This is a genomic window from Streptomyces sp. R818, assembly GCF_056172735.1.
This window is the reverse complement of record NZ_JAOCNE010000014.1, coordinates 131,307-151,663: the sequence shown is the minus strand read 5'-3', so window position 1 is coordinate 151,663 and position 20,357 is coordinate 131,307. Positions and strand designations below refer to the sequence as shown.

Below are 20,357 nucleotides of genomic sequence, written 5' to 3'. Positions count from 1 at the left end.
CCCTCCCGTGCCCATGATCCGGGTCACACAACTGCGCGCGCGTTGCACTGCTGTGGGACGTCGCGTCCGCGGCGCGAGGCGCCGCCCGCCGTTCCCGGCCCACACCACGAGGGCGCCGCCGACCGGTCGCCGGGGCCGTCCGGACCCGTGCGCCCGAGTGCGTCCAGCGTGATCCCGCGGACCTCCAGGTCCTCCCCCGTGACGGCCCCGCCGCCACACGCCTGGCTCTACCGGGCACTGTTGGCGCGCGCCAGGGCGACGCCCCTGCCTCAGTGGTGCCCGAAAAGCTGGCTCTCCGTCCTGTGACGCCGCCGCGATGACGGCAGCGGCCCCTGCCCCGGCCGCACGCCGTGTTGTTATGCTCGCCGCGTGTGGGGGGCAGCGTGAGCGGGGACGGTCCAGAGCGGCTGCGTGGCCGGCGCCGTGAACACGACGTGCTGGACGGGCTGGTCTCGGAGGTGGAGGCAGGTCGCAGCGCGGTACTGGTCCTGCGCGGCGACGCCGGCATCGGGAAGTCCACCCTCCTGAACCACCTGGCGGCACGCGTCACCGCGCACCGGGTCGCCCGGGCAGCCGGTGCCGAGTCGGAGATGGAGCTTCCGTTCGCGGGACTCCACCAATTGTGCGCTCCCTTCCTCGGGCACACCGGCTCCCTCCCGCCGCCGCAGGCGGAAGCGCTGGCCACGGCGTTCGGGGTGAGCACGGGGCCGCCACCGGACAGGTTCCTGGTCGGTCTGGCCGTGCTCGGGCTGCTCACCGACGTGGCCGCCCGGCGACCGCTCTTCTGCCTCGTGGATGACGCCCAGTGGCTCGACCGGGTCTCCGCGCAGACGCTGGCCTTCGTGGCGCGAAGAATGCTCGCCGAACCGCTGGCCCTGATCTTCGCCACCCGTGAGCAGCGGGGACGTGACGACCTGGCCGGCCTGCCCGAGCTGACGCTGCACGGGCTGGACGACACCGACGCCCGTGCGCTGCTGGACGCGAGCGCCGAAGGCCCGATGGACGAGCGGGTCCGCGACCGCGTCCTCGCCGAGGCCCGCGGCAACCCCCTGGCACTGCTGGAGCTCCCCCACGGCCGCGTCGACGCGGAAGCGGCCGGGGGGCCCGCTCCGCACGGTCCCGGAAGGGTGACCAGTCGTATCGAGCGGAGCTACCTCGCGCGGGTCCGCTCGCTCCCGGAGCCGACGCAGCGTCTGCTGCTGACGGCCGCCGCCGAGCCGGTCGGTGACGTGTCGCTGCTCCGGAGCGCCGTCGAGCGACTGGGCGTCGCCGCGGACGCGGTGGAGCCGGCGGTGACGGCGGGGCTGCTCGACGTCGGCACGCTGGTACGTTTCCGGCATCCGCTGCTGCGCTCCGCGATCTACCGGTCGGCCGGGCTCGCGGAGTTGCGGGAGGTGCACCGCGTCCTGGCCGAAGCGACGGACCCCAGCGTCGACCCCGACCGCCGTGCCTGGCACCTCGCGCGGGCCACGGTCCGGCCGGACGAGGTCATCGCCACGGAGCTGGAGTCGTCGGCCGGACGGGCGCGGGCGCGGGGCGGCACCGCCGCGGCAGCCGCGTTCCTCGCCCACGCGGCCGTGCTGACGCCGCACCCGCGGCACAAGGCGACGCGCGCCCTCGCCGCGGCCCAGGCGAAGCTGCGTGCAGGTGCGCCCGCCGCGGCGCGCGACCTGCTGGAGCTGGCACGGGCCGGCCCGCTCGACGAACTCGGCCGGGCCCGTGCGGATCTGGTCGAGGCCCGGATCTCCTTCGCCTCCAGCCGCGTGGACGAAGTGCTCCCCAGGCTGTTGGCCACCGCGCGACGCCTGGTCCCGCTCGAAGTGGGTCTGGCCCGCGAGACGTTCCTGGACGCCCTGTCGGCCGCCATGTTCGCCGGACGCCTCACGTCGGAGGCGCTCGTACGCGAGGTGGCGGCGGCCGCGCGCGCGACGGCCCCGCCCCGCACAGGACCGCCGCGCAACGCCGATCTGCTGCTGGACGCCCTCACCACCCGTTTCCTCGACGGGTATCGCGACGCGGTCACCGTCTCGCGCGAGGCGGTACGCATGTTCCGCCGGGAGACCGAGCCCGACGAGATACTGCGCTGGTCGTGGGTGGCTTCGGCACTGGCGGCCGACCTGTGGGACCACGAGGCGTGGACGGAACTGGTCACCCGCCATGTGCGCACCGCCCGTGCGGTCGGCGCGCTGACCGAGTTGCCGCTGGCGCTCAATTCACGGGTGGTCGTCCACACGACCGCCGGTGAACTGGACGCGGCGGCGCTGCTCATCGCGGAGACCGGCCGGGTCCAGGAGGCGGCCGGCGGCGGCTTCTCGCCGTACGGCACGATGACGCTCGCCGCCTGGCAAGGCCACGCGAGCGAGGCCGCACCCTTGATCAAGGCCGGCATGGAAGAGGCACTCGGCCGCGGCGAGGGCATCGGGGTGGCCGTCGCGAGCCGGGCGCAGGCCCTGCTCCTCAACGGCCTGGGCCGGTACGAGGAGGCGCTCGAAGCCGCCCGTCGGGCGAGCGCACACCCGCAGGACCTGGTCGCGGCCGGCTGGGGACTGGTGGAGGTGGTGGAGGCCGGGGCACGCAGCGGCCACCTCGACGTGGCCGGGGCGGCACTGGTCCGGCTGACCCGGGACACGGACGCCACTGCCACGGACTGGGCACTGGGCGTCCAACTGCGCTGCCGCGCCCTGCTCAGTGACGGAACGGCGGCCGACGAGTTGTACCGGGAGGCGATCGAGCGACTCGGCCGCACCCAGGCCGCCATGGAGACGGCCCGGGCGCGTCTGCTGTACGGGGAGTGGCTCCGGCGGGAGGGCCGCCGCGCCAACGCCCGAACGCAACTGCGGATGGCCCACACCCTGTTCACCCGGTTCGGCGCGCAGGCGTTCGCCGAACGCGCCGTCCGCGAGCTGCGGGCCACCGGTGAGACGGTGGCCCGCCGCGACGCTGCCGCCGTGGCGGCGCTCACACCTCAGGAGAGCCAAATCGCGCGGCTGGCCCGGGACGGGTTCACCAACTCCGAGATCGGCGCACAGTTGTTCCTGAGCCCGCACACCGTGGAATGGCATCTGCGGAAGGTGTACACCAAGTTGGGCATCACCTCCCGGCGCCTCCTGAGCACGGTCCTGTGAGCGGCACCGCCTGACCGGAGGCGGTCCGGCCGCCCGGAGGGACGCGAGGTGTGCGTCGAACGTCCGGCGGCCGCGCAGGTACTCCCCGCGTGGCAGCAGGCCGCCCGTGGTCATGGCCTTGCCGACTCTGCCCGGGAGCGTCACCGGCACGACGATGCGGCGGCGGCCCCGCGCACGCGCGATGCGGCGCGCCATGGCCACCATGTCCAGCCGGTCGGGTCCCGCGATCTCGGGTGCCATGCCCGCCGGGCCCTCGACGGCGTGCTCGACGAGCGTCTGGGCGGCGACGGGCCGGGTCAGCATTCTCGGCACCATGACCACCGGTGACACGCTGTTCAGCAGCGGTTCCGGGAACTCGAAGAACTGGGTGGCGCGGCGCTACACCCCGAACTGTCACAGGCGCCCGCCCCGCTCGGTCTTTGCGGAAGAGGGACCTGTCGGGCTCCGCCCGGTCCCCGTACCCAGGGCGAGAGGAAGACTCATGACCACGCGCATCGTGACCGTCGCCGAAGGCGTCCGGCTCACCCGTTCCGTCTCGATCGGCACGCACCACCTGACTGCCGACGAGCCCGAGCCCATCGGCGCCGATGAGGGCCCCACCCCGGGCGAGCTGCTGCTGGCCGCGCTGGGGTCCTGTACCTCCATGGCCGTGCGGGCTCTGGCGGACCGGCACGACTGGCCGCTGGAGCGGATCGACGTGGCCGTGCGGTTCGGCAAGCAGGGTGAGATCGTCAAGAACGTCGGGCTGACCGGCGACCTGGAGCCTGCTCAGCGAGAGCAGTTGCTGGCGGCGGCCGGGCGCTGTCCGGTCCACCGCCTACTGGCCAGGGAGGCGAAGATCGTCACGGTGCCCGCGCTGCTGGCGGAACCGGAGACGTCGCAGGTCTGAGCCGTCCTTCGCCCGGCGGTCAGGGCGCGGTCGCCATCGCCTCCAACCGCACCGAGTCGATCTCCTTACGGGAAGAGACGCCGAGTTTCACGAAGACCTTGCGCAGATGCCATTCGACCGTGTGCGGGCTGAGGAAGAGCCGCGCGCCGATCTCCGGGTTGGTGAAGCCTCCCTGCACGAGCCGGGCGATCTCCACCTCCTTCGCGGTGAGCACCGCGGTCTCCGCCGTGGCGCGGCCGCGCACCCTGACGCCTACGGCCTTCAACTCACGTCGGGCGCGTTCCGCGAACGCCTCGGCCCCGGCGGCGTCGAGCATGTCGTGCGCCTCGATCAGGCGGGTACGAGCCTGCGTCCGGCGCCGTTCCTGGCGCAGCCACTCACCGTGCCGAAGCCGTGCGCGGGCGCTGTCCATTCGGACCCCGGCCGTGTCGAGCCGCTCGATCGCTTCCTGGTGCAGGGCGTCGGCCGTCTCTCCCTCGCTCACCAGGGCGCGCGCGGCGGCGGAGGTGCCGAGCGCCCAGGGGGTGGCGCTGACTTGGGCCATCTCCTCAATCATGCGTACGGCCTCGGTGGCCCTCTCGGTACGCCCGAGGCGCACGGCCGCTTCGACGAGTTCGACCCGGGACTGGAGGGACAGACCCATCTCCTGCGGGTTCTCACAGCCCCGCTCGGCCGCGGCGTAGGCCTCCTCATACCTGCCGAGGCCGTTGTAGAGGACGGCGGCGGCCCATTGGGTGGCCGTCGTCACCTTGCCCTCCCCGCGCAGGAGGCGGTCCTGGGTAAGGGTCTCGATCGCTTGCCGGGTGGCCGGCTCCCGCCCTCGGAAGGGCTCCAGGACGAGTGCGCCGTAGTGGGCGAAGAAGCTGCTGCCCGTGGCTTCGCCGATCGCGCTCGCCTCCACGGTCAGGGAGGCCGCCCCGCGCAGGTCGCCGGCGAACACCCGGTTCGACAGGCGCAGTAGCAGGGCCGAGGGCAGGATGGCGAGCGCTCCGTTTTCGCGGGCGAGGTCGACCAGCCGCGCCGACAGCTCGGACCAGGCGGCGAAGTCCCAGGTGCTGTGCGCCATGCGGCACGCGAAGGGCAGCCAACCCAGGCTGTCCTCCGCAGAGAGTTCCTCTTCCCGGAACGCCGCCACGGCGTCCAGGAGGACCGGCGCGCCCGCCGCGTAGCCTTCGGTCACCACCCGGGCAAGACCGGTCAACAGTTGGGTCTTCCGGTTCTCGGTGCCGGTGTGGCCCGGCGTGCTGAGCACCGCGTCGGCGACGTCACGGACCCCGCCCGTGGCCAGTCGGCCCGCGGTCAGGGCCGCGTAGATCGCGTCCCGGTACGTCTGGTCGGCGAGTGCGGAGTCGAACGGCTGGAGCCGCTTCGCCGCTTCGAGCAGCATCGGCAGTCCGGCGCTGGCGCTCTTGGCCGCCGACATGATCTGCCCGCGCAGCAAGGTCGCGCGTCCGGCTCCGACTTCGTCGAGGTGACTCAGCTCCGCCGCGTCGACCAGTTCCCTCGCGGTGTCGAAGGCGCCCGCCTGGTACTTCGCTCGCGCTGCGGCCAGTGCCCTGGCGCCGCGCCGCACCGGATCGGGCGTCAACGCGGTGGCTCGGTCCAGGAAGGCAGCCGCCGCGGCGACACCACCGCGCGCGTGCGCTCGCCCGGCGGAGCCCTCCAGTTCGGCGGCGACGTTCTCGTCCGGGCCCGTCGCGGCACTGGCGAGGTGCCAGACACGGCGTTCGGGATAGAGCGTGGCGTCGATCGACTCGGCCAGGGCCGCGTGCACGCGCCGGCGTTCTTCGAGCCCAACGGCGCGGTACGCCGCGGAGCGCACCAGTGGGTGACGGAAGCGGACCCAGGTTCCGAGGGTCATCAGACCTGACGCCTCGGCTTCGGTCGCGGCGTGGTCCACGTCGATGCCGAGGCGTTCGGCGGCGCTCCGCAGCAGGGACACATCACCGACCGGTTCGGTGGCGGCGATGAGGAGCAACTGCTGCGTCTGCGCGGAAAGGGACCGGATGCGGCGGAGGAAACCCACCTCGATCTGGCTGGACAGGGGACGGCTCTCCGGTGCGCCGAATCCCCCGGCCATCTCGAGGAGGGTCAGGCCGCGCGGCAGCTCCACCAGGGCCAGCGGGTTACCTCGCGTCTCGGCGACGATGCGGTCCCGTACCCGCTGGTCGAGCGGGCCGGTGACGACCGAGTCGAGGAGCTCTCGGGACTCGCGCTCGCCGAGTCCCCGCACGACCAGCTCCGGAAGGTCTGCGAGCACCTCGCGCGAGCCGGATTCGCGGACGGCCAGGACCAGCAGGACAGGTTCTGCGAGCAGCCGTCGGGCGACGAACTCCAGTGTCTGGGCCGAGACGCGGTCCAGCCACTGCGCGTCGTCGACCATGCACAGCAACGGCTCGTCACCGACGGCGGCGGCGAGGAGGCTCAAGGTGGCCAGGCCGACCAGGAATCGGTCGGGAGCGTCACCGACCTGCATTCCGAAAGCCGTGCGCAAGGCGTTGCGCTGCGGTTCGGGGAGACTCTCCAAGTGGGAGAGCAGAGGTGCGCAGAGCTGGTGCAGCCCGGCGTAGGAGAGCTCCATCTCGGACTGCACGCCGACCGCTCTGACCACGCGGCACCCGGTGGCCCGGTCGAGCAGATGGTTCAGCAGCTCGGTCTTGCCGATGCCCGCCTCACCGCGCACCACCAGTACTCCGCTGCGGCCTGCTCTGGCCTGCGCGAGGAGGTCGTCGAGGACCTTGCACTCGTCCTGCCGCCCGATGAGCTCGGTCCGCGCGCCGTCCCTCAACATGGCAGCCTCCCGGCTGTCACGATACCCCGGCGTTTCACTTTCCGTAGACCTGTCTCAAACTGATTGCCGAGGCTCGCGCGCAGGTGCTCGGGAACCGGGGTCCTGATGCCCCCGCCTGCGCCCCTCTGCCTTCTGCCGCGTGCCCGTCTCCCCGGCATCGCGTCCCGGCCGGGACGCACTGGCCGGAATCCGCCGCTACGGATCCTGCGGTGACCCGGTGCGGCATCGGTCCATCAGGTCATCGATCCCACGACGACCGCCGTGCACACGAAAATCGTCAGACCGATCGCGGTCATGCCGATCATCGTGCCTCGCAGCCAGCGGCCGAACCGGAGTCGGTGTGCCGCCTCGGCCGCGCCGATGCGCTCCGCCATGTGTCCGGTCACCATGCGGGCGACGTACTTCTGTTCCTCCAGATACCACCGCTCCAGTTCCATCCGCTGCCCGTGGGTCAGCCCGTCGGCCCTCGCCGCGAAGGCGGACACCCGCCGACGAGCGGCACTGAGGTGCGCCTCGCGGTACAGAAACGCCTGTATATCGGCCAGCCCGCGAGCGGCCTGTTTGCTCGTGTTCATGAGGTACTCCTGTGTCACTCCGGTCGGGTTGTGACGCGGCGCCAGTGGGCCGCCGGTTCTCCCGGGGGCGGTGGCGGCCCACCCGCCGCTCAGCCGGCCGCCTGCGCCGCCTCGTTGATCAGCCGGGCGACGTCGCCCGGACGCGACACGCTGACCGCGTGGGAAGCGGTGACGTGCACCACCGTGGCCTTCGCGCGCTCGGCCATGTACGTCTGCACCTGCGCCGGGATGTTGCGGTCCTCGGCGGCCACGAGGACCCAGGACGGGATGTTCTTCCAGGCCGGGGCCGAGGCGCCCTCCGCCAACGCGGCGTCGGCCACGGGCCGCTGGGTGGCCGCCATGACGGCCGTGGTCTCCTCCGGGACGTCGGCGGCGAACTGCTGGTGGAACCTGCTCTGCTCGATGTAGAGGTCCGCGGCCCGGCTGCCGTCGGGGAGGGTGACCGGCACTGGGCGGAGCGTCTCCCCGAGGGTGCTGCCCGGGAACTTGCCGGACAGGTCGACCGCGCTCTCGCCCTCGTCCGGCAGGAACGCCGCGACGAACACGAGAGCCTTGACGTGGTCGAGTCCCGTCGCCGCGTTGCTGATGACCGAGCCGCCGTAGGAGTGCCCGACGAGGACCACGGGCCCGTCGATGGACTCCAGGAGCTGTCTGACGTACGCGCTGTCCTCAGCCAGCCCGCGCAGCGGATTGCTCGCGGCCACCACCGGGTGGTCGTGCGACCGGAGTTCCTGAACGACGCCGTTCCAGCTGGACGAGTCCGCGAACGCGCCGTGCACGAGGACGATGGTCGGTTTCTGTGCGCTCATGAGAGTGGCCCTTCCGGATCAGTCGGTGTGGAGGACCTTGCGCAGAACGTGGATCGCCTGCTCGATCGCCGCGGTGGAGGCCTGCGTTCCGCGGACCGGGTTCAGCATCATGAAGTCGTGCAGGCTGGCGTTGAAGCGGACGCTCGTGGTCGGCACCCCGGCCTGGATCAGCTTGCGGGCGTACGCCTCGCCCTCGTCGCGCAGCACGTCGTTCTCGTCGACCACGACGAACGCCGGCGGCAGCCCCTGGAGATCCTCCAGGGTGGCGCGCAGCGGCGAGGCCGTGATCTGGTCCCGCTCCGCCGGATCGGGGGTGTAGGCGTCCCAGAACCACTCCATGGCCTTGGCGGTCAGGTGCGGTCCGTTCGCGAAGATCCGGTAGCTCTCGGTGTCCTGGCCCGCGTCGGTGACCGGGTAGTACAGCGACTGGTGCAGGAAGGTCACGTCACCGCGCCGCTTGGCCATGTGGGTGAGGGCGGCGCTCATGTTGCCGCCGACGGAGTCACCGGCGACGACCATGCGGGAGCCGTCCAGGCCTTCTTCTGCGCCCTTGGTGGTGACCCACCGCGCGGTGGCGTAGGCCTGCTCGATCGCGACGGGGTACTTCGCCTCCGGGGAGCGGTCGTACTCGACGAAAACCACGGCCGCCTCCGCGCCCACGGCCAGCTCCCGCACCAGACGGTCGTGGGTGCCGGCGTTCCCGAGGATCCAGCCGCCGCCGTGCACGTAGAGGACGACGGGCAGAACGCCGGTGGTGGCGGCGGGCTTGACGATACGCACCCGCACGTCGCCGACCTCGGCGGGCACGGTGATCCACTTCTCGTCCACGTCCGGCTTCTCCACCCGAGCGGACTGGACGTCGTCGAGCAGCTTGCGGGCTCCCTCGACACCGAGTTCGTACAGCAACGGCGGCTTGGCGGTGGCGTCGGCGAAGTCCTGCGCGGCGGGCTCGAGAACGATGTCGCTCATGGTCACTCCTTGCGGTGATGAGGCTTTTGGATGGCTTCCACCTCATGAGACCGCGTGAGGAGTTGATGTGTGACGTGCCAGGCCCGCACAACGGTTTCGCTAGTCGGCGGCCACCTGGGTGGGGTCCAACGGCTTCGGCAGCAGGAAGCCGTCGACGTACAGATCGACGTGTTCGTTGTAGAACGCGGTCAGTCCGGCGATGCGGTTGGCGTGGATGGTCGGGAAGTCGTACGTCCAGGCGATGTCCTCGTGGGCGCCGGTTTCGCCGTCGAACGACCAGTAGTCGCTCGTCGTTCCCTTGTAGGGGCACCGAGTCACCGTGCCGGAGTGCCGCAGCCGGGTCCAGTCGATGTTCATGGGGTCGAGGTAGTAGCGGGTCGGCAGACCGGTCTCGAACAGCTTCACGCATCCGGATGCCTCAGCCAGCACGACGCCGTCCACCTCTACTCGGACGGTGCTGCGCGAACGCAGCGCGTCCACGCGCGAGTACGGGCTCCGCGGATGGACGAAGACCGGCTCGTCCTCCTCGAACCACGCGTCCAGCGCCTCCCATTCGAAACGCACCGTGTCACGCAGGGCTTCGGGGGAGCCCTCCCCCCAAACCCAGGCCGCCCCCGCACGGACCTCCGAGCCGACCCTCAGCGTATGGCGGTGAGCGGGCCCGGCACCGAGCTGTTCGGTGTGCTTGTCGTCGTCGAGCACACCCTCCACCAGGTCCTCGACCGGGATGCTGAACTGCGGGTACGCCTGCCACTCCCACACGTACAGCGCTCGGCGGGTGTCGAAGACGACACGACCTCCGACCAGCCCCCGGATACGGCGGGGAACGGGCTCGACGTGTCCGATCGGAACGATGAGACTCGGGTGCAGGACGCTCTCGGTAGCCACAATGATCACCTTGGGGTTCGCTGATGGTGCGCTCGCCATGCCCGGGGCCCGGGGGGCAGCGCCGACTCGGGCCGACGGCCCGGTCCACTTGTTCGATGCTATCGCCCGCACCCGGCGACCACACCGAATGCGGGCCGCGATGCGCCTTTCTCCACACGGTGTGCTCAGGGATGTGTCATGCCTGCGGACTCCGAGGCCGGGGCACGGAAGGTGCCGTGCGCGCGGGCGGAATCGGTTGTCACAGAACGCGCGGGCATCCGGTCATTGGTCCGTAACCATTTCCCCTTGGAGGAGATACGTCATGGACGCGCGCATCAACTACTTCGGCAACGCCCTCGCAGGCAAGGTCATGAAGCACCTGAACTCTGCCGGAGCGGCGGTCCAGGCTGCTCTGCCGGTCGCCACTCAGGAACTGGTGAAGATCCGGGCCAGTCAGATCAACGGCTGCGGCTTCTGCACGGACATGCACACCAAGGACGCCGCCGCCGCGGGCGAGGACCAGCAGCGCCTGAACCTGGTCGCCGTGTGGCGCGAGGCCACGGTCTTCTCCGACGCCGAGCGCGCGGCCCTGGCGGTGACCGAGGAAGGGACCCGCATCGCGGACGCCTCCGGCGGTGTCTCGGACGAGGTGTGGGCCGAAGCCGCGAAGCACTACGACGAGGACCAGCTCGCCGCGCTGATCTCGCTGATCGCCGTCATCAACGCCTACAACCGGATCAACGTCATCAACCAGCAGCCCGCGGGCGGCTACAAGCCCGGCATGTTCGGCTGACGCAGCCGCTCCGGCCGGGCAGCAGCTCGGCCGGACGCATACCGTCCGTCGCCTGCTGAACCCGACCCCCGAGCAGGCGACGCACCGCTCGGGCAACGCGACCCCAGGACTCGACATGGACCACTCCCCCGCTCCCGAGAGCACCGCTCCCCTCCGCATCGCCGGCGCCCGTGGGCGGTGGACCCTGCTGGCCACCGTCCTGGGTTCGGGCGTCGTACTGCTCGGCTCGACCGTCACCAACATCGCGCTCCCGCGCATCGGACACGACTTCGACGCAGATCTCGGCGTCCTCCAGTGGACGGCGAACGCCTACATGCTGACCCTGGCGGGACTCATCCTGCTGGGCGGTTCCCTGGGCGACCGGTTCGGGCGGCGTCGCATCTTCGTCCTGGGCCTCGTGTGGTTCGCGGTCGCCTCGCTGCTGTGCGCTCTGGCTCCGGACACCACCACACTCATCGCCGCCCGGGCCCTGGAGGGTGTCGGAGGTGCGCTGCTCACGCCCGGTTCACTGGCGATCATCGAGGCATCCTTCCATTCGGACGACCGGCCGCGCGCGATCGGTTTGTGGTCCGGATTCGGCGGCATCGGCGCCGCCCTGGGGCCCTTTGTGGGTGGGTGGCTGGTGGACGGGCCCGGCTGGCGCTGGACCTTCGTGCTGAGCGCCGTCCCGGCGCTGCTGTGCGTCCCCGTTGCCCTGCGCCATGTTCCGGAGTCCGTAGGCGCACCACGCAAGGAAACGGGCGTCACGGCGGGCGCGACCGCCCGGCGCGGGGTCGGCTTCGACGTTCCGGGCGCCGTGCTCGGAGCTCTGGCCCTGGCGCTGGTCACCTACGCGTTGACGGAGGCGCGCGACGGCGGGGTCCTGGCCGTCGCCGCGGCCTTCGGCGGCGTCGTCGCGGGGGCTGTGTTCGTCCGCATCGAACGGCGCAGCGGCGATCCCATGATGCCGCCGGCGATCTTCTCCTCCCGGCAGTTCACCGCTGTCAACGTGATCACCCTGTGCGTCTACGCGGGGACGGGCGGGTTCTTCTTCCTGACCGCGCTGCAACTGCAGATCGTCGTCGGGTACTCGGCGCTGGCCGCCGGGGCGGCAATGCTGCCGAACACCGTGCTGATGCTGCTGTTCTCGTCCCACGCCGGGACGCTCGCCCAGCGCCTGGGGCCACGGGCCCCGCTCACCGCCGGCCCGCTGGTGTGCGGAGCGGGGATGCTGCTGATGCTGCGGGTCGGTCCGGGCGCGTCCTACGTCTATGACACCCTCCCGGCCCTCCTGGTGATGGGCGCCGGCATGGTCGTCATGGTCGCCCCCCTGACCGTGACCCTGCTCGCCTCGGTGGACGCCTCGAACGCCGGGCTGGCCAGCGGCATCAACAACGCCGCGGCCCGGGCGGCGGGGCTGGTGTCCGTCGCGGCGCTCCCGCTTCTTGTCGGGATGGGCCCGCAAGCCTACCGGTCGGACGCGGCCTTCGACGCCTCGTTCGGCCGGGCCATGCCGCTGTGCGCGGTCCTGCTCGCCGTCGGCGCGTCGGTTGCTTTCGGCACGCTGCGGCGGTCCGCCACCGGCCCTCGCCCGGCGCACGGACACACCCACGGCTGGCTGACCGAACCGCCGCTGGCGTCCCGCTTCTTCCATCGTCAAGCCGTCAAATGACAACCGGTGCCCCGCACCGCGTCGGCCGTTCGAAAGGAACCAAACATGTCGTACCCGTACCCGGAGCAGAAGTACTGGGGTAAGGACGGCGAGGTCAGCGCCGTCTTCCGGCCGGCCACCACACCACCGAACCTCGGTGAGAGCGGTACCGGAAAGGACGCCACCCACTATCTGGCCACCACGGCCACCACACGAGGCGAGTTCGGGCTGTACCGGGTCGAGATGCGGCCCCGGGCGGGCGGTCCCAGGACCCATTTCCACAAGCGGATCTCGGAGTCATTCTTCATTCTGGAGGGGACCGTGCGCGTCTTCGACGGTGTGCAGTGGGTCGACGCCCGCAAGGGTGACTTCCTGCATGTCCCCCAGGGCGGGCTGCACGCTTTCCGCAATGACTCCGACGCACCGGCAGACATGCTGCTGCTGTTCACCCCGGGCGCCCCGCGCGAGGAGTACTTCGAGCAGGTTTCCCAGTTGGGGCACGCATCCGAGGAGGAGCGCGCCGCGTTCTTCGACCGGCACGACTCGTACTTCGTGGAGTAGGAGCAGGGGCAAGAGCGGGAGCCATGCAAACCGCACAACGACGGGGCCCCGCATACGTGACCTCTCGGCCTGGCCGGTGTCACGGATGCGGGGCCCCGTCGTGAGTGCCCGACCGAGGGTCAGGCGGTGGGCCGGGGTGCGCGCAGGTGGGCGCGCTCCTTCAGCTCCGCCTCGTCGACCAGTTCGAGCATGGGCTTGCCGGGCGCGCACATCATCGTGACGACGAACTCCGTCTTCTCGTCGCTGAGCGCATTGCCGTCCTGGTAGTGGATGGCGTCTCCGCCCGGCTCCCAGAAGGTACCGCCGGCCTCGACCACACGCTCGGGCTCACCCTCCAGTTCGAAGCGGACGGCGCCCTTGATGACGTAACCGAACGCCGGGCCGGAGTGGCGGTGCGGCGGGGTCCCGGGGTCACCCGGCTCCCACTCGACGTGGATGGTCATCGCCGAGGCGCCCTCGGGGACGACGACCGGCGAGGCGTCCTGGATCATCTTCGCCGCGCGCGTCCAGCTGGGGCCGTCCGCGTCGCCGGTTCCGTGTCCGTGGTGGGCGTGCTGTGCATTCTCCGACATCGAGTCGCACCTTCCGTGGTTCCGTTGTGACCGGGCGGCATGTCGTCCGCCGTCACGGGTTCGTCTCCGGTCGTGATGACCGCTCGCCCTCCTGACCGGATACCGGGCGGGTCTGTGACACCGCGCCACGCTGGCCGGGAGCGGTGGCCGCCCCACGGTGTCACACGACGAGGACGCGAACTGTCTAGGAGAGACGGGACCAGTGGCACTCCGGCATCCGCCGCCGTGCGCCCAGGACACCCAAGACACCCAAGACACCCAGGACACCCAGCGGGGTCATCGCCCCCGACGGAGGAGACGCAGATGAGAGTCGTCGTTGCAGGCGCCACCGGACTGATCGGTTCCCGGACCGTCGCGCGGCTCCGGGACCACGGGGTGGAGGTCGTGCCCGTCTCGCGCGGGGAAGGAGTCGACGTCAGCACCGGCCAGGGCCTGGACCGGGCACTGCGCGGCGCCGATGTGATCGTGGACGTCACCGACGCGCCCTCCCGGCGGCAGCAGGCCAGCACGGCGTTCTTCGCCACCGCGACGGGCAACCTCCTCCAGGCGGCCGCCGCGGCGAACGTCGAACACTACGTGGCGCTGTCGGTGGTGGGCGCCGACCGGATCGGTTCGGGCTACTTCAAGGCCAAGGCGGCGCAGGAGGACCTGGCCCGGCACACCACCGTGCCGTACTCCGTGGTGCGCGCCACACCGTTCCACGAGTCCGTGGAGGCCGCCGCCGCGGCCGGCTCCCGGCCCGACGGTGTGCACGTGCCGCCGCTGCTGCTGCGGCCCGTCTCTGCGGACGACGTCGCCGCGCTCCTCGCCCACGTCGCGGTCGGGCTGCCGCAGTTCGGTGTGGTCGAGACAGCCGGACCCGAGGAGCTCCGGCTGGAGGACATCACGGCCGAGATGCTCGGTCTCCTCGGCCGGCCCGGCCCGGTGGTCGCCGACGCGCTGGCCCCGTTCTTCGGCGCGGTTCTCGAGGAGCGGGATCTGCTTCCCGGGCCGGACGCCCGGCTGGGCCATCACACGTTCACCCAGTGGCTCAAGAGCCGCTGACCCCGCCGGGCGGCGCTGCCCGTCGCCCGGCTCTCCCCCTCAGACCTGTCGCTCCGCGACACCCACCGTGTCCGCGGCCGGTGTCGCCGACACCACGCCGCGAAAAGAAGGCTGCCATGAGTGATCCCTCCCGGCCGACCGAGAACCCTGTGTTCAGTGAGCTGGACCAACTGCCCGACCGCGACCGCGAGGAGACCGCCGAGTGGCGGGCCTCCCTCGACGCCGTCGTGCGCAACGCGGGGCCGGAACGGGCGGTGTACCTGATGCGGCGGGTGCACGAGTTCGCCGCGAGTACGGGCATGTCCCTGCCGGGGCTGCTGCACTCCGACTACATCAACACCGTTCCCGCCGCCGCGCAGCCGGAGTTCGACGGTGACCTGGAGATGGAGTCCAGGATCACCGCGCTCAACCGGTGGAACGCGGCGGCGATGGTCACCCGCGGCGCGCGCCTCGGACTGGGCGGTCACATCTCCACCTACGCGTCGGCGGCCTGGCTCTACGAGATCGGCTTCCACCACTTCTTCCGGGGCAAGGACGCCGACGGCTCGGGCGACCAGCTCTTCGTCCAGGGACACGCTTCCCCCGGCATCTACGCCCGGGTCTTCCTGGAGGGGAGGCTGAGCGAGAGCCAGCTGGACTCCTTCCGCCGGGAGGCCGGCGGTCATGGACTGCCGTCCTATCCGCACCCCCGGCGGCTGCCGTGGCTGTGGGAGTTCCCGACGGTCTCCATGGGGCTGGGCCCCCTCAGCGCCGTCTACCAGGCCCGCTTCAACCGCTATCTGCACGCCCGCGGCATCAAGGACACCTCCGCCTCACGGGTGTGGGCGTTCCTGGGCGACGGCGAGATGGACGAGCCGGAGTCGACGGCCGCCCTGACCCTGGCCTCGCGCGAGAACCTGGACAACCTCACCTTCGTCATCAACTGCAACCTCCAGCGCCTGGACGGCCCGGTACGGTCCAACTCGAAGATCGTCCAGGAACTGGAGGCACGGTTCCGGGGCGCGGGCTGGAATGTGGTCAAGACGCTCTGGGGCGAGGCCTGGGACCCGCTGCTGGCGCAGGACACCACTGGCGACCTGGTACGGCGCCTGGGCGAAGTGCCCGATGCCCAGATGCAGACGCTCGCCGCGCGGGACGCGGCCTACATACGCAAGCACTTCTTCACGGGTGACGCCCTGTCGGCGCTCTCCGCCTCCCTGAGCGACGCACGGGTGGTGGAGCTGTTCGAGAACTCGCGGGGCGGGCACGAGCCGTTGAAGGTGTACGCCGCCTACCGGGCCGCCGTGGAGCACCGGGGTGCCCCGACGGTGGTCCTCGCTCAGACGGTGAAGGGCCACACGCTGGGCCCGGCGTTCGAGTCGCGCAACGCCAACCACCAGATGAAAAAGCTCACGATGGAACAGTTCCGCGCCATGCGCGACCTGTTGGAGCTACCCATCCCCGACAGCGCGCTCGCCGGCGACCAGGTGCCGTTCTGGCACCCCGGGGAGGATTCGCCCGAGGTGCGTTACCTGCGCGGACGCCGGGCCGCGCTGGGCGGGCCCGCGCCCGTGCGTCGGGTGGTCGCCAAGCCGCTGCCGGAACCGCCCGCCAAGCCCTTCGAGGACCTGGAGAAGGGGTCCGGCCACCAGGAGATGGCCACCACGATGGCACTCGTCCGGCTGGTCAAGGACCTGATGCGCGACCCACGCAGTGGGGCCCGCTGGGTGCCGATCGTCCCCGACGAGGCCCGCACCTTCGGCATGGAGTCGATGTTCCCCACCGCCGGCATCTACTCGCCGCAGGGCCAGACCTACGACCCGGTCGACGCGGACCAACTGCTCCACTACCTGGAGAGCACGACCGGGCAACTGCTCATCGAGGGCATCACCGAGGCCGGTTCGGTCGCCGAGTTCGCCGCCGCCGCGACGTCGTACGCCACACACGGCGAACCCATGATCCCCTTCTACATCTTCTACGCGATGTTCGGTTTCCAACGGACCGGCGACCAGTTCTGGGCGCTCGGCGACCAGATGGGCCGCGGCTTCGTGGTCGGCGGCACCGCCGGGCGCACGACGATGACCGGCGAGGGCCTCCAGCACGGGGACGGCCACTCGCACCTGCTCGCCGCCACCAATCCGGCGGCCGTCAGCTACGACCCGGCGTTCGCCTACGAGATCGCGGTCATCGTCCGGGACGGTCTGCGCCGCATGTACGGCGAGCGGCCCGAGAACGTCTTCTACTACCTGACCGTGTACAACGAGCCCAAGCACCAGCCCGCCATGCCGATGGTTCCCGGCATCGAGGAGGGCATCGTCCGGGGCATCTACCGGTTCCGGCCCGCCGAGGCGCCCACGGCCGGGCCCCGGCTCCAGCTGCTCGCCTCCGGTACGGCGATCCACTGGGGCCTGAGCGCACAGGAACTGCTCGCCTCCGACTGGGGCGTGCACGCCGACGTGTGGTCGGTGACGTCCTGGACGGAGCTGCGCCGGGACGCGATGCGTGCCGACGACGCCCGGACGCGGGGCGAGGAACGCACCCCCTTCGTCACTCGGGCCCTGTCCGGGGCGCCGGGGCCGGTGCTGGCCGTCAGTGACTGGATGCGGCAGGTGCCCGACCAGATCAGCCAGTGGGTCGAGCAGGACTACTACTCCCTGGGAACCGACGGTTTCGGGCTGTCCGACACCCGTGAGGACGTGCGCCGCTACTTCCGGGTGGACGCCGAGTCGATCGTGGTGACCGCGCTGGACCGTCTGGCCCGTGCGGGCCAGGTCCCGCCGGAGACCGTCGCGCGGGCCCGCGCGCAGTACGGCCTCGGCCGCTGAACCGCCGTAGGGGGCGACCCCTACCGCCCGCGTCGTCCGACGTGGGCCGTGCACGACAGGTCCGGCAGGGCCGGGCGCCCCGTCGTTCCGTGAGGAGTTGAACGTCATCATGACCGTTTCCGTGACCCTGCCGGCTCTCGGCGAGTCCGTCACCGAGGGCACCGTGACCCGCTGGCTGAAGCAGGTCGGTGACCGTATCGAGGCCGACGAGCCCTTGCTGGAGGTGTCGACCGACAAGGTGGACACCGAGATCCCCTCCCCTGCTGCGGGCGTCCTGCTGGAGATCCTCGCCGCCGAGGACGAGACCGTCGAGGTCGGTGCCGGCCTCGGCATCATCGGCGCGCCGGACACGGCCCCGGCCGCACCGGCACCGGCACCGGCTCCCACTCCGGCTCCGGCTCCGGCTCCGGCTCCGGCTCCGGCTCCGGCTCCGGCTCCGGCCGAGTCTTTCGTCCCGCCTGCCGCGTCCGCGGTTCCGGCGCCGGCGACGGCGCCCGCGACTCCGCAGGCGCCGGCACCCGCGCCCGCGCCGGTGCGCGCCGCCCCGGCGGAGGACTCGTCCTCGCTCCGCGGCCGCACGGTCGCGATGACCCGTATCCGCCGGGCCATCGGCAACAACCTCAAAAAGGCGCTGCTGGAGCAGGCGCAGCTCACCTCCACGGTCGAGGCCGACGTCACCCGGCTGATGCGCCTGCGGAACCGGGCGAAGGACGGGTTCCTGGCGCGGGAGGGCCTCAAGCTCTCCCCCATGCCCTTCTTCGTCAAGGCCGCCGCCCAGGCGCTCAAGGCGCATCCGGTGGTCAACGCCCGGATCGACGAAGACGAGGGGACCATCACCTACTTCGACACCGAGAACATCGGGATCGCGGTCGACACGGAGGCCGGTTTGATGACCCCGGTCGTCAAGGCGGCCGGTGACCTCACCGTCGCCGGGCTCGCCCGGGCCGTCCACGACCTCGCCGACCGGGCCCGCGGTGGTCACCTGACCCCGGACGACGTGTCGGGCGCGACCTTCACGATCTCCAACACCGGTTCGCGCGGTGCGCTGTTCGACACCGTCATCGTGCCGCCGAACCAGGCCGCGATCCTCGGAGTGGGCGCCACGGTCAGGAGAGTGGGGGTCGTGCGCGTCGGTGACGAGGAGGTCATCGGCGTCCGGAACCTGGTGCATCTGTCGCTGTCGTACGACCACCGGCTGGTGGACGGGGCGGACGCGGCCCGCTACCTGACGGCGGTCAAGGCGCTCCTGGAGTCGGCGGCGTTCGAGGACGACCTGTACCCCGACGCCGTTGCGTGAACGACGAAAGCCGGTGCGGGCGATGCCCGCACCGGCTTTCCCATGGGCGGCGGAGGCCGCGGACGCGGTGTGTGAGAGTGCCCGCACGCGTCACTGACGGGAAACGGACGTGTGGGCCGTCAAGTCGTGGACCTGAACCCATGCGGTGACGGCGCCGCCCTCCTCCGTGCGCTGCACCGGAACGGACGCCTGGCGCAGCATGGCGTCGATCCGCTCGTCGCCGGCCAGGAAGAGGCCATAGAGCGTCGTCCAGCCGCCGGCCCGCGCGTGCTCGCCCAGGCGCTGGAGCAGGCGGGTCCCGAGTCCGCGGCTCTGCCAGGAGTCCTCGACCAGCAGCGCCGCCTCGGCGGCCGTGTGATCCGGCATCAGGTGGCCGACAGCGACGATGCGGCCGGTGGCGCCCAGGGCCGCCAGGTGTACCGATCCGGGGCGGGACAGCAGAGTGGGCACATACGTGCGGGGATCGGCCATGGCCCGGTGGTAGCGGCTCCACAGGGTCTGCGGCGAGCAGCGGCGGTGCATCGCCACGGTGCGGGCGAGTTGACCGGGGCCGATCGGGATGATCCGCGGTTCGCGGCGCATGAGTCCGTCCTTGGGCGGCCGGGAACCGGTGCGCGGCACGCACACGGCGCGGGGTCGGGAAAGGGCCGGTGGCGAACCACCGGCCCTTCGATCACCGGTGCGCTCTCAGCGCACCGAGCGGGCGGCGTCCTCGATGACGCCGGTGACCTTTCCCGGCTGCGAGACGCTGACCGCGTGGGACGATCGCACCTGCGTGGTGCGGGCACCGGCCCGCCGGGCCATGAAGTCCTGAGCCGCAGCCGGGATGTTGCGGTCCTGGGTGGCGACCAGGACCCACGAGGGAATGGTCTTCCAGGCCGGTTCGGCCGCTCCCTCGCCCAGGGCCGCCTCGGTGACCGGTCGTTGGGTGACGGTCATGAGGTCGGTCTTGTTGCGCGGCACATCGGCCGCGAACTGATGGCGGAACTTGTCGTTCTGGATGTAGAGATCGGTGCCGGGGGAACCGTCGGAGTTCGTCACCGGCACGGGACGCAGCGCCTCACCGAGGGTGCTGCCGGGGAACCGCCCGGACAGGTCGACCGCGCTCTCGCCCTTCGCGGGGAGGAATGCGGCGAGGTACACCAGCGCCTTGACGTTCTTGTTGCCGGTGGCGGCGTTGCTGATGACCGAACCGCCGTAGGAGTGACCGGCGAGCACCACGGGGCCGTCGATCCCGGCCAGGACGTCCTTGAGGTAGGCGGAGTCGCCGCTCAGGGAGCGCAGCGGGTTGGCGACGGCGACGACCGGGTAGCCGTCGTGCCGCAGCTTGTCGATGACGCCGTTCCAGCTCGTGGAGTCGGCGAACGCACCGTGGACCAGGACGACGGTGGGCTTGTCGCCGCGGTCGGCGGGGCCGCCCTTGCCGGCGGAGGCCGGGGCGATCGTGGTGGCGAGCAGGCCGGCGGCGACGGCTGCGGCGGCCAGGACGGTCATCGTCGTGTGGGTCCGGCTTGTGCGGGCGGTGCGGTTCATGTCGCATGCCTTTCGGGCGGGATCGTGATCGGTGTGTGCGGCACGTTGTGTCGCGTTTTCACCTTCGAGACCGGAGACCCACCACATGCGTGACATGG

Annotated in this window: 16 protein-coding genes; 8 read left to right on the top strand and 8 right to left on the bottom strand. The window is 71.5% G+C overall.

Annotation, left to right across the window (positions count from 1 at the left end; genetic code table 11):
• Positions 1-383 precede the first annotated feature (383 nt).
• Both N5I75_RS32195 and N5I75_RS32190 read left to right on the top strand, forming a co-directional pair.
• Entirely contained in the window at positions 384-3,125 is a 2,742-nt protein-coding gene (locus tag N5I75_RS32195; RefSeq protein ID WP_476684848.1) for a helix-turn-helix transcriptional regulator, read from the top strand.
• A 481-nt stretch (positions 3,126-3,606) separates the two neighbouring features.
• Positions 3,607-4,014: an OsmC family protein gene (locus N5I75_RS32190; RefSeq protein ID WP_476683416.1), complete on the top strand. Its 408-nt coding sequence runs from the start codon at positions 3,607-3,609 to the stop codon at positions 4,012-4,014.
• Positions 4,015-4,033: 19 nt separating this feature from the next.
• On the opposite strand, the gene N5I75_RS32185 is transcribed toward N5I75_RS32190, so the two are convergent.
• The 5 genes from N5I75_RS32185 to N5I75_RS32165 all read right to left on the bottom strand — a co-directional run bounded on the left by N5I75_RS32185 (position 4,034) and on the right by N5I75_RS32165 (position 10,046).
• A complete protein-coding gene (locus tag N5I75_RS32185) occupies positions 4,034-6,805 on the bottom strand; it encodes a helix-turn-helix transcriptional regulator (RefSeq protein WP_476683414.1) in 2,772 nt (923 codons plus the stop codon).
• A gap of 233 nt (positions 6,806-7,038) precedes the next feature.
• On the bottom strand, positions 7,039-7,380 hold the full coding sequence (locus tag N5I75_RS32180; RefSeq protein WP_476683412.1) for a hypothetical protein: 342 nt from the start codon (positions 7,378-7,380) through the stop codon (positions 7,039-7,041).
• Between the two features lie 89 nt (positions 7,381-7,469).
• Positions 7,470-8,189 carry an alpha/beta fold hydrolase gene (locus tag N5I75_RS32175; RefSeq protein WP_476683410.1) on the bottom strand — a complete coding sequence of 240 codons (720 nt, stop codon included), beginning with the start codon at positions 8,187-8,189 and terminating at the stop codon, positions 7,470-7,472.
• Positions 8,190-8,207: 18 nt separating this feature from the next.
• Positions 8,208-9,158, bottom strand: coding sequence for an alpha/beta hydrolase (locus N5I75_RS32170; RefSeq protein ID WP_476683408.1), 951 nt, complete (start codon positions 9,156-9,158; stop codon positions 8,208-8,210).
• Between the two features lie 99 nt (positions 9,159-9,257).
• A complete protein-coding gene (locus tag N5I75_RS32165; RefSeq protein WP_476683406.1) occupies positions 9,258-10,046 on the bottom strand; it encodes a DUF427 domain-containing protein in 789 nt (262 codons plus the stop codon).
• Between the two features lie 301 nt (positions 10,047-10,347).
• Here N5I75_RS32165 and N5I75_RS32160 point away from each other — a divergent pair, with 301 nt between their 5' ends.
• The 3 genes from N5I75_RS32160 (at position 10,348) to N5I75_RS32150 (ending at position 13,009) form a co-directional block, all read left to right on the top strand.
• Positions 10,348-10,818, top strand: coding sequence for a carboxymuconolactone decarboxylase family protein (locus tag N5I75_RS32160; RefSeq protein WP_003972014.1), 471 nt, complete (start codon positions 10,348-10,350; stop codon positions 10,816-10,818).
• Between the two features lie 115 nt (positions 10,819-10,933).
• On the top strand, positions 10,934-12,469 hold the full coding sequence (locus N5I75_RS32155) for an MFS transporter (RefSeq protein ID WP_476683402.1): 1,536 nt from the start codon (positions 10,934-10,936) through the stop codon (positions 12,467-12,469).
• Between the two features lie 45 nt (positions 12,470-12,514).
• Positions 12,515-13,009, top strand: a complete 495-nt coding sequence (locus tag N5I75_RS32150; protein ID WP_476683400.1) for a cupin domain-containing protein — start codon at positions 12,515-12,517, stop codon at positions 13,007-13,009.
• Between the two features lie 119 nt (positions 13,010-13,128).
• On the opposite strand, the gene N5I75_RS32145 is transcribed toward N5I75_RS32150, so the two are convergent.
• A complete protein-coding gene (locus N5I75_RS32145; protein ID WP_003972017.1) occupies positions 13,129-13,581 on the bottom strand; it encodes a cupin domain-containing protein in 453 nt (150 codons plus the stop codon).
• A 303-nt stretch (positions 13,582-13,884) separates the two neighbouring features.
• Here N5I75_RS32145 and N5I75_RS32140 point away from each other — a divergent pair, with 303 nt between their 5' ends.
• The 3 genes from N5I75_RS32140 (at position 13,885) to N5I75_RS32130 (ending at position 18,726) form a co-directional block, all read left to right on the top strand.
• Positions 13,885-14,625, top strand: a complete 741-nt coding sequence (locus N5I75_RS32140; protein WP_476683396.1) for an SDR family oxidoreductase — start codon at positions 13,885-13,887, stop codon at positions 14,623-14,625.
• 116 nt (positions 14,626-14,741) lie between these two features.
• Positions 14,742-17,429 carry a pyruvate dehydrogenase (acetyl-transferring), homodimeric type gene (gene aceE, locus N5I75_RS32135; RefSeq protein WP_476683395.1) on the top strand — a complete coding sequence of 896 codons (2,688 nt, stop codon included), beginning with the start codon at positions 14,742-14,744 and terminating at the stop codon, positions 17,427-17,429.
• Positions 17,430-17,538: 109 nt separating this feature from the next.
• Complete coding sequence (locus N5I75_RS32130) at positions 17,539-18,726, top strand: 2-oxo acid dehydrogenase subunit E2 (protein WP_476683393.1); 1,188 nt, start codon at positions 17,539-17,541, stop codon at positions 18,724-18,726.
• 90 nt (positions 18,727-18,816) lie between these two features.
• Here the strand turns inward: N5I75_RS32130 and N5I75_RS32125 are convergent, their stop codons facing one another.
• Entirely contained in the window at positions 18,817-19,308 is a 492-nt protein-coding gene (locus tag N5I75_RS32125) for an N-acetyltransferase family protein (protein ID WP_476683391.1), read from the bottom strand.
• A gap of 105 nt (positions 19,309-19,413) precedes the next feature.
• Complete coding sequence (locus N5I75_RS32120) at positions 19,414-20,259, bottom strand: alpha/beta fold hydrolase (protein ID WP_476683389.1); 846 nt, start codon at positions 20,257-20,259, stop codon at positions 19,414-19,416.
• Positions 20,260-20,357 lie beyond the last annotated feature (98 nt).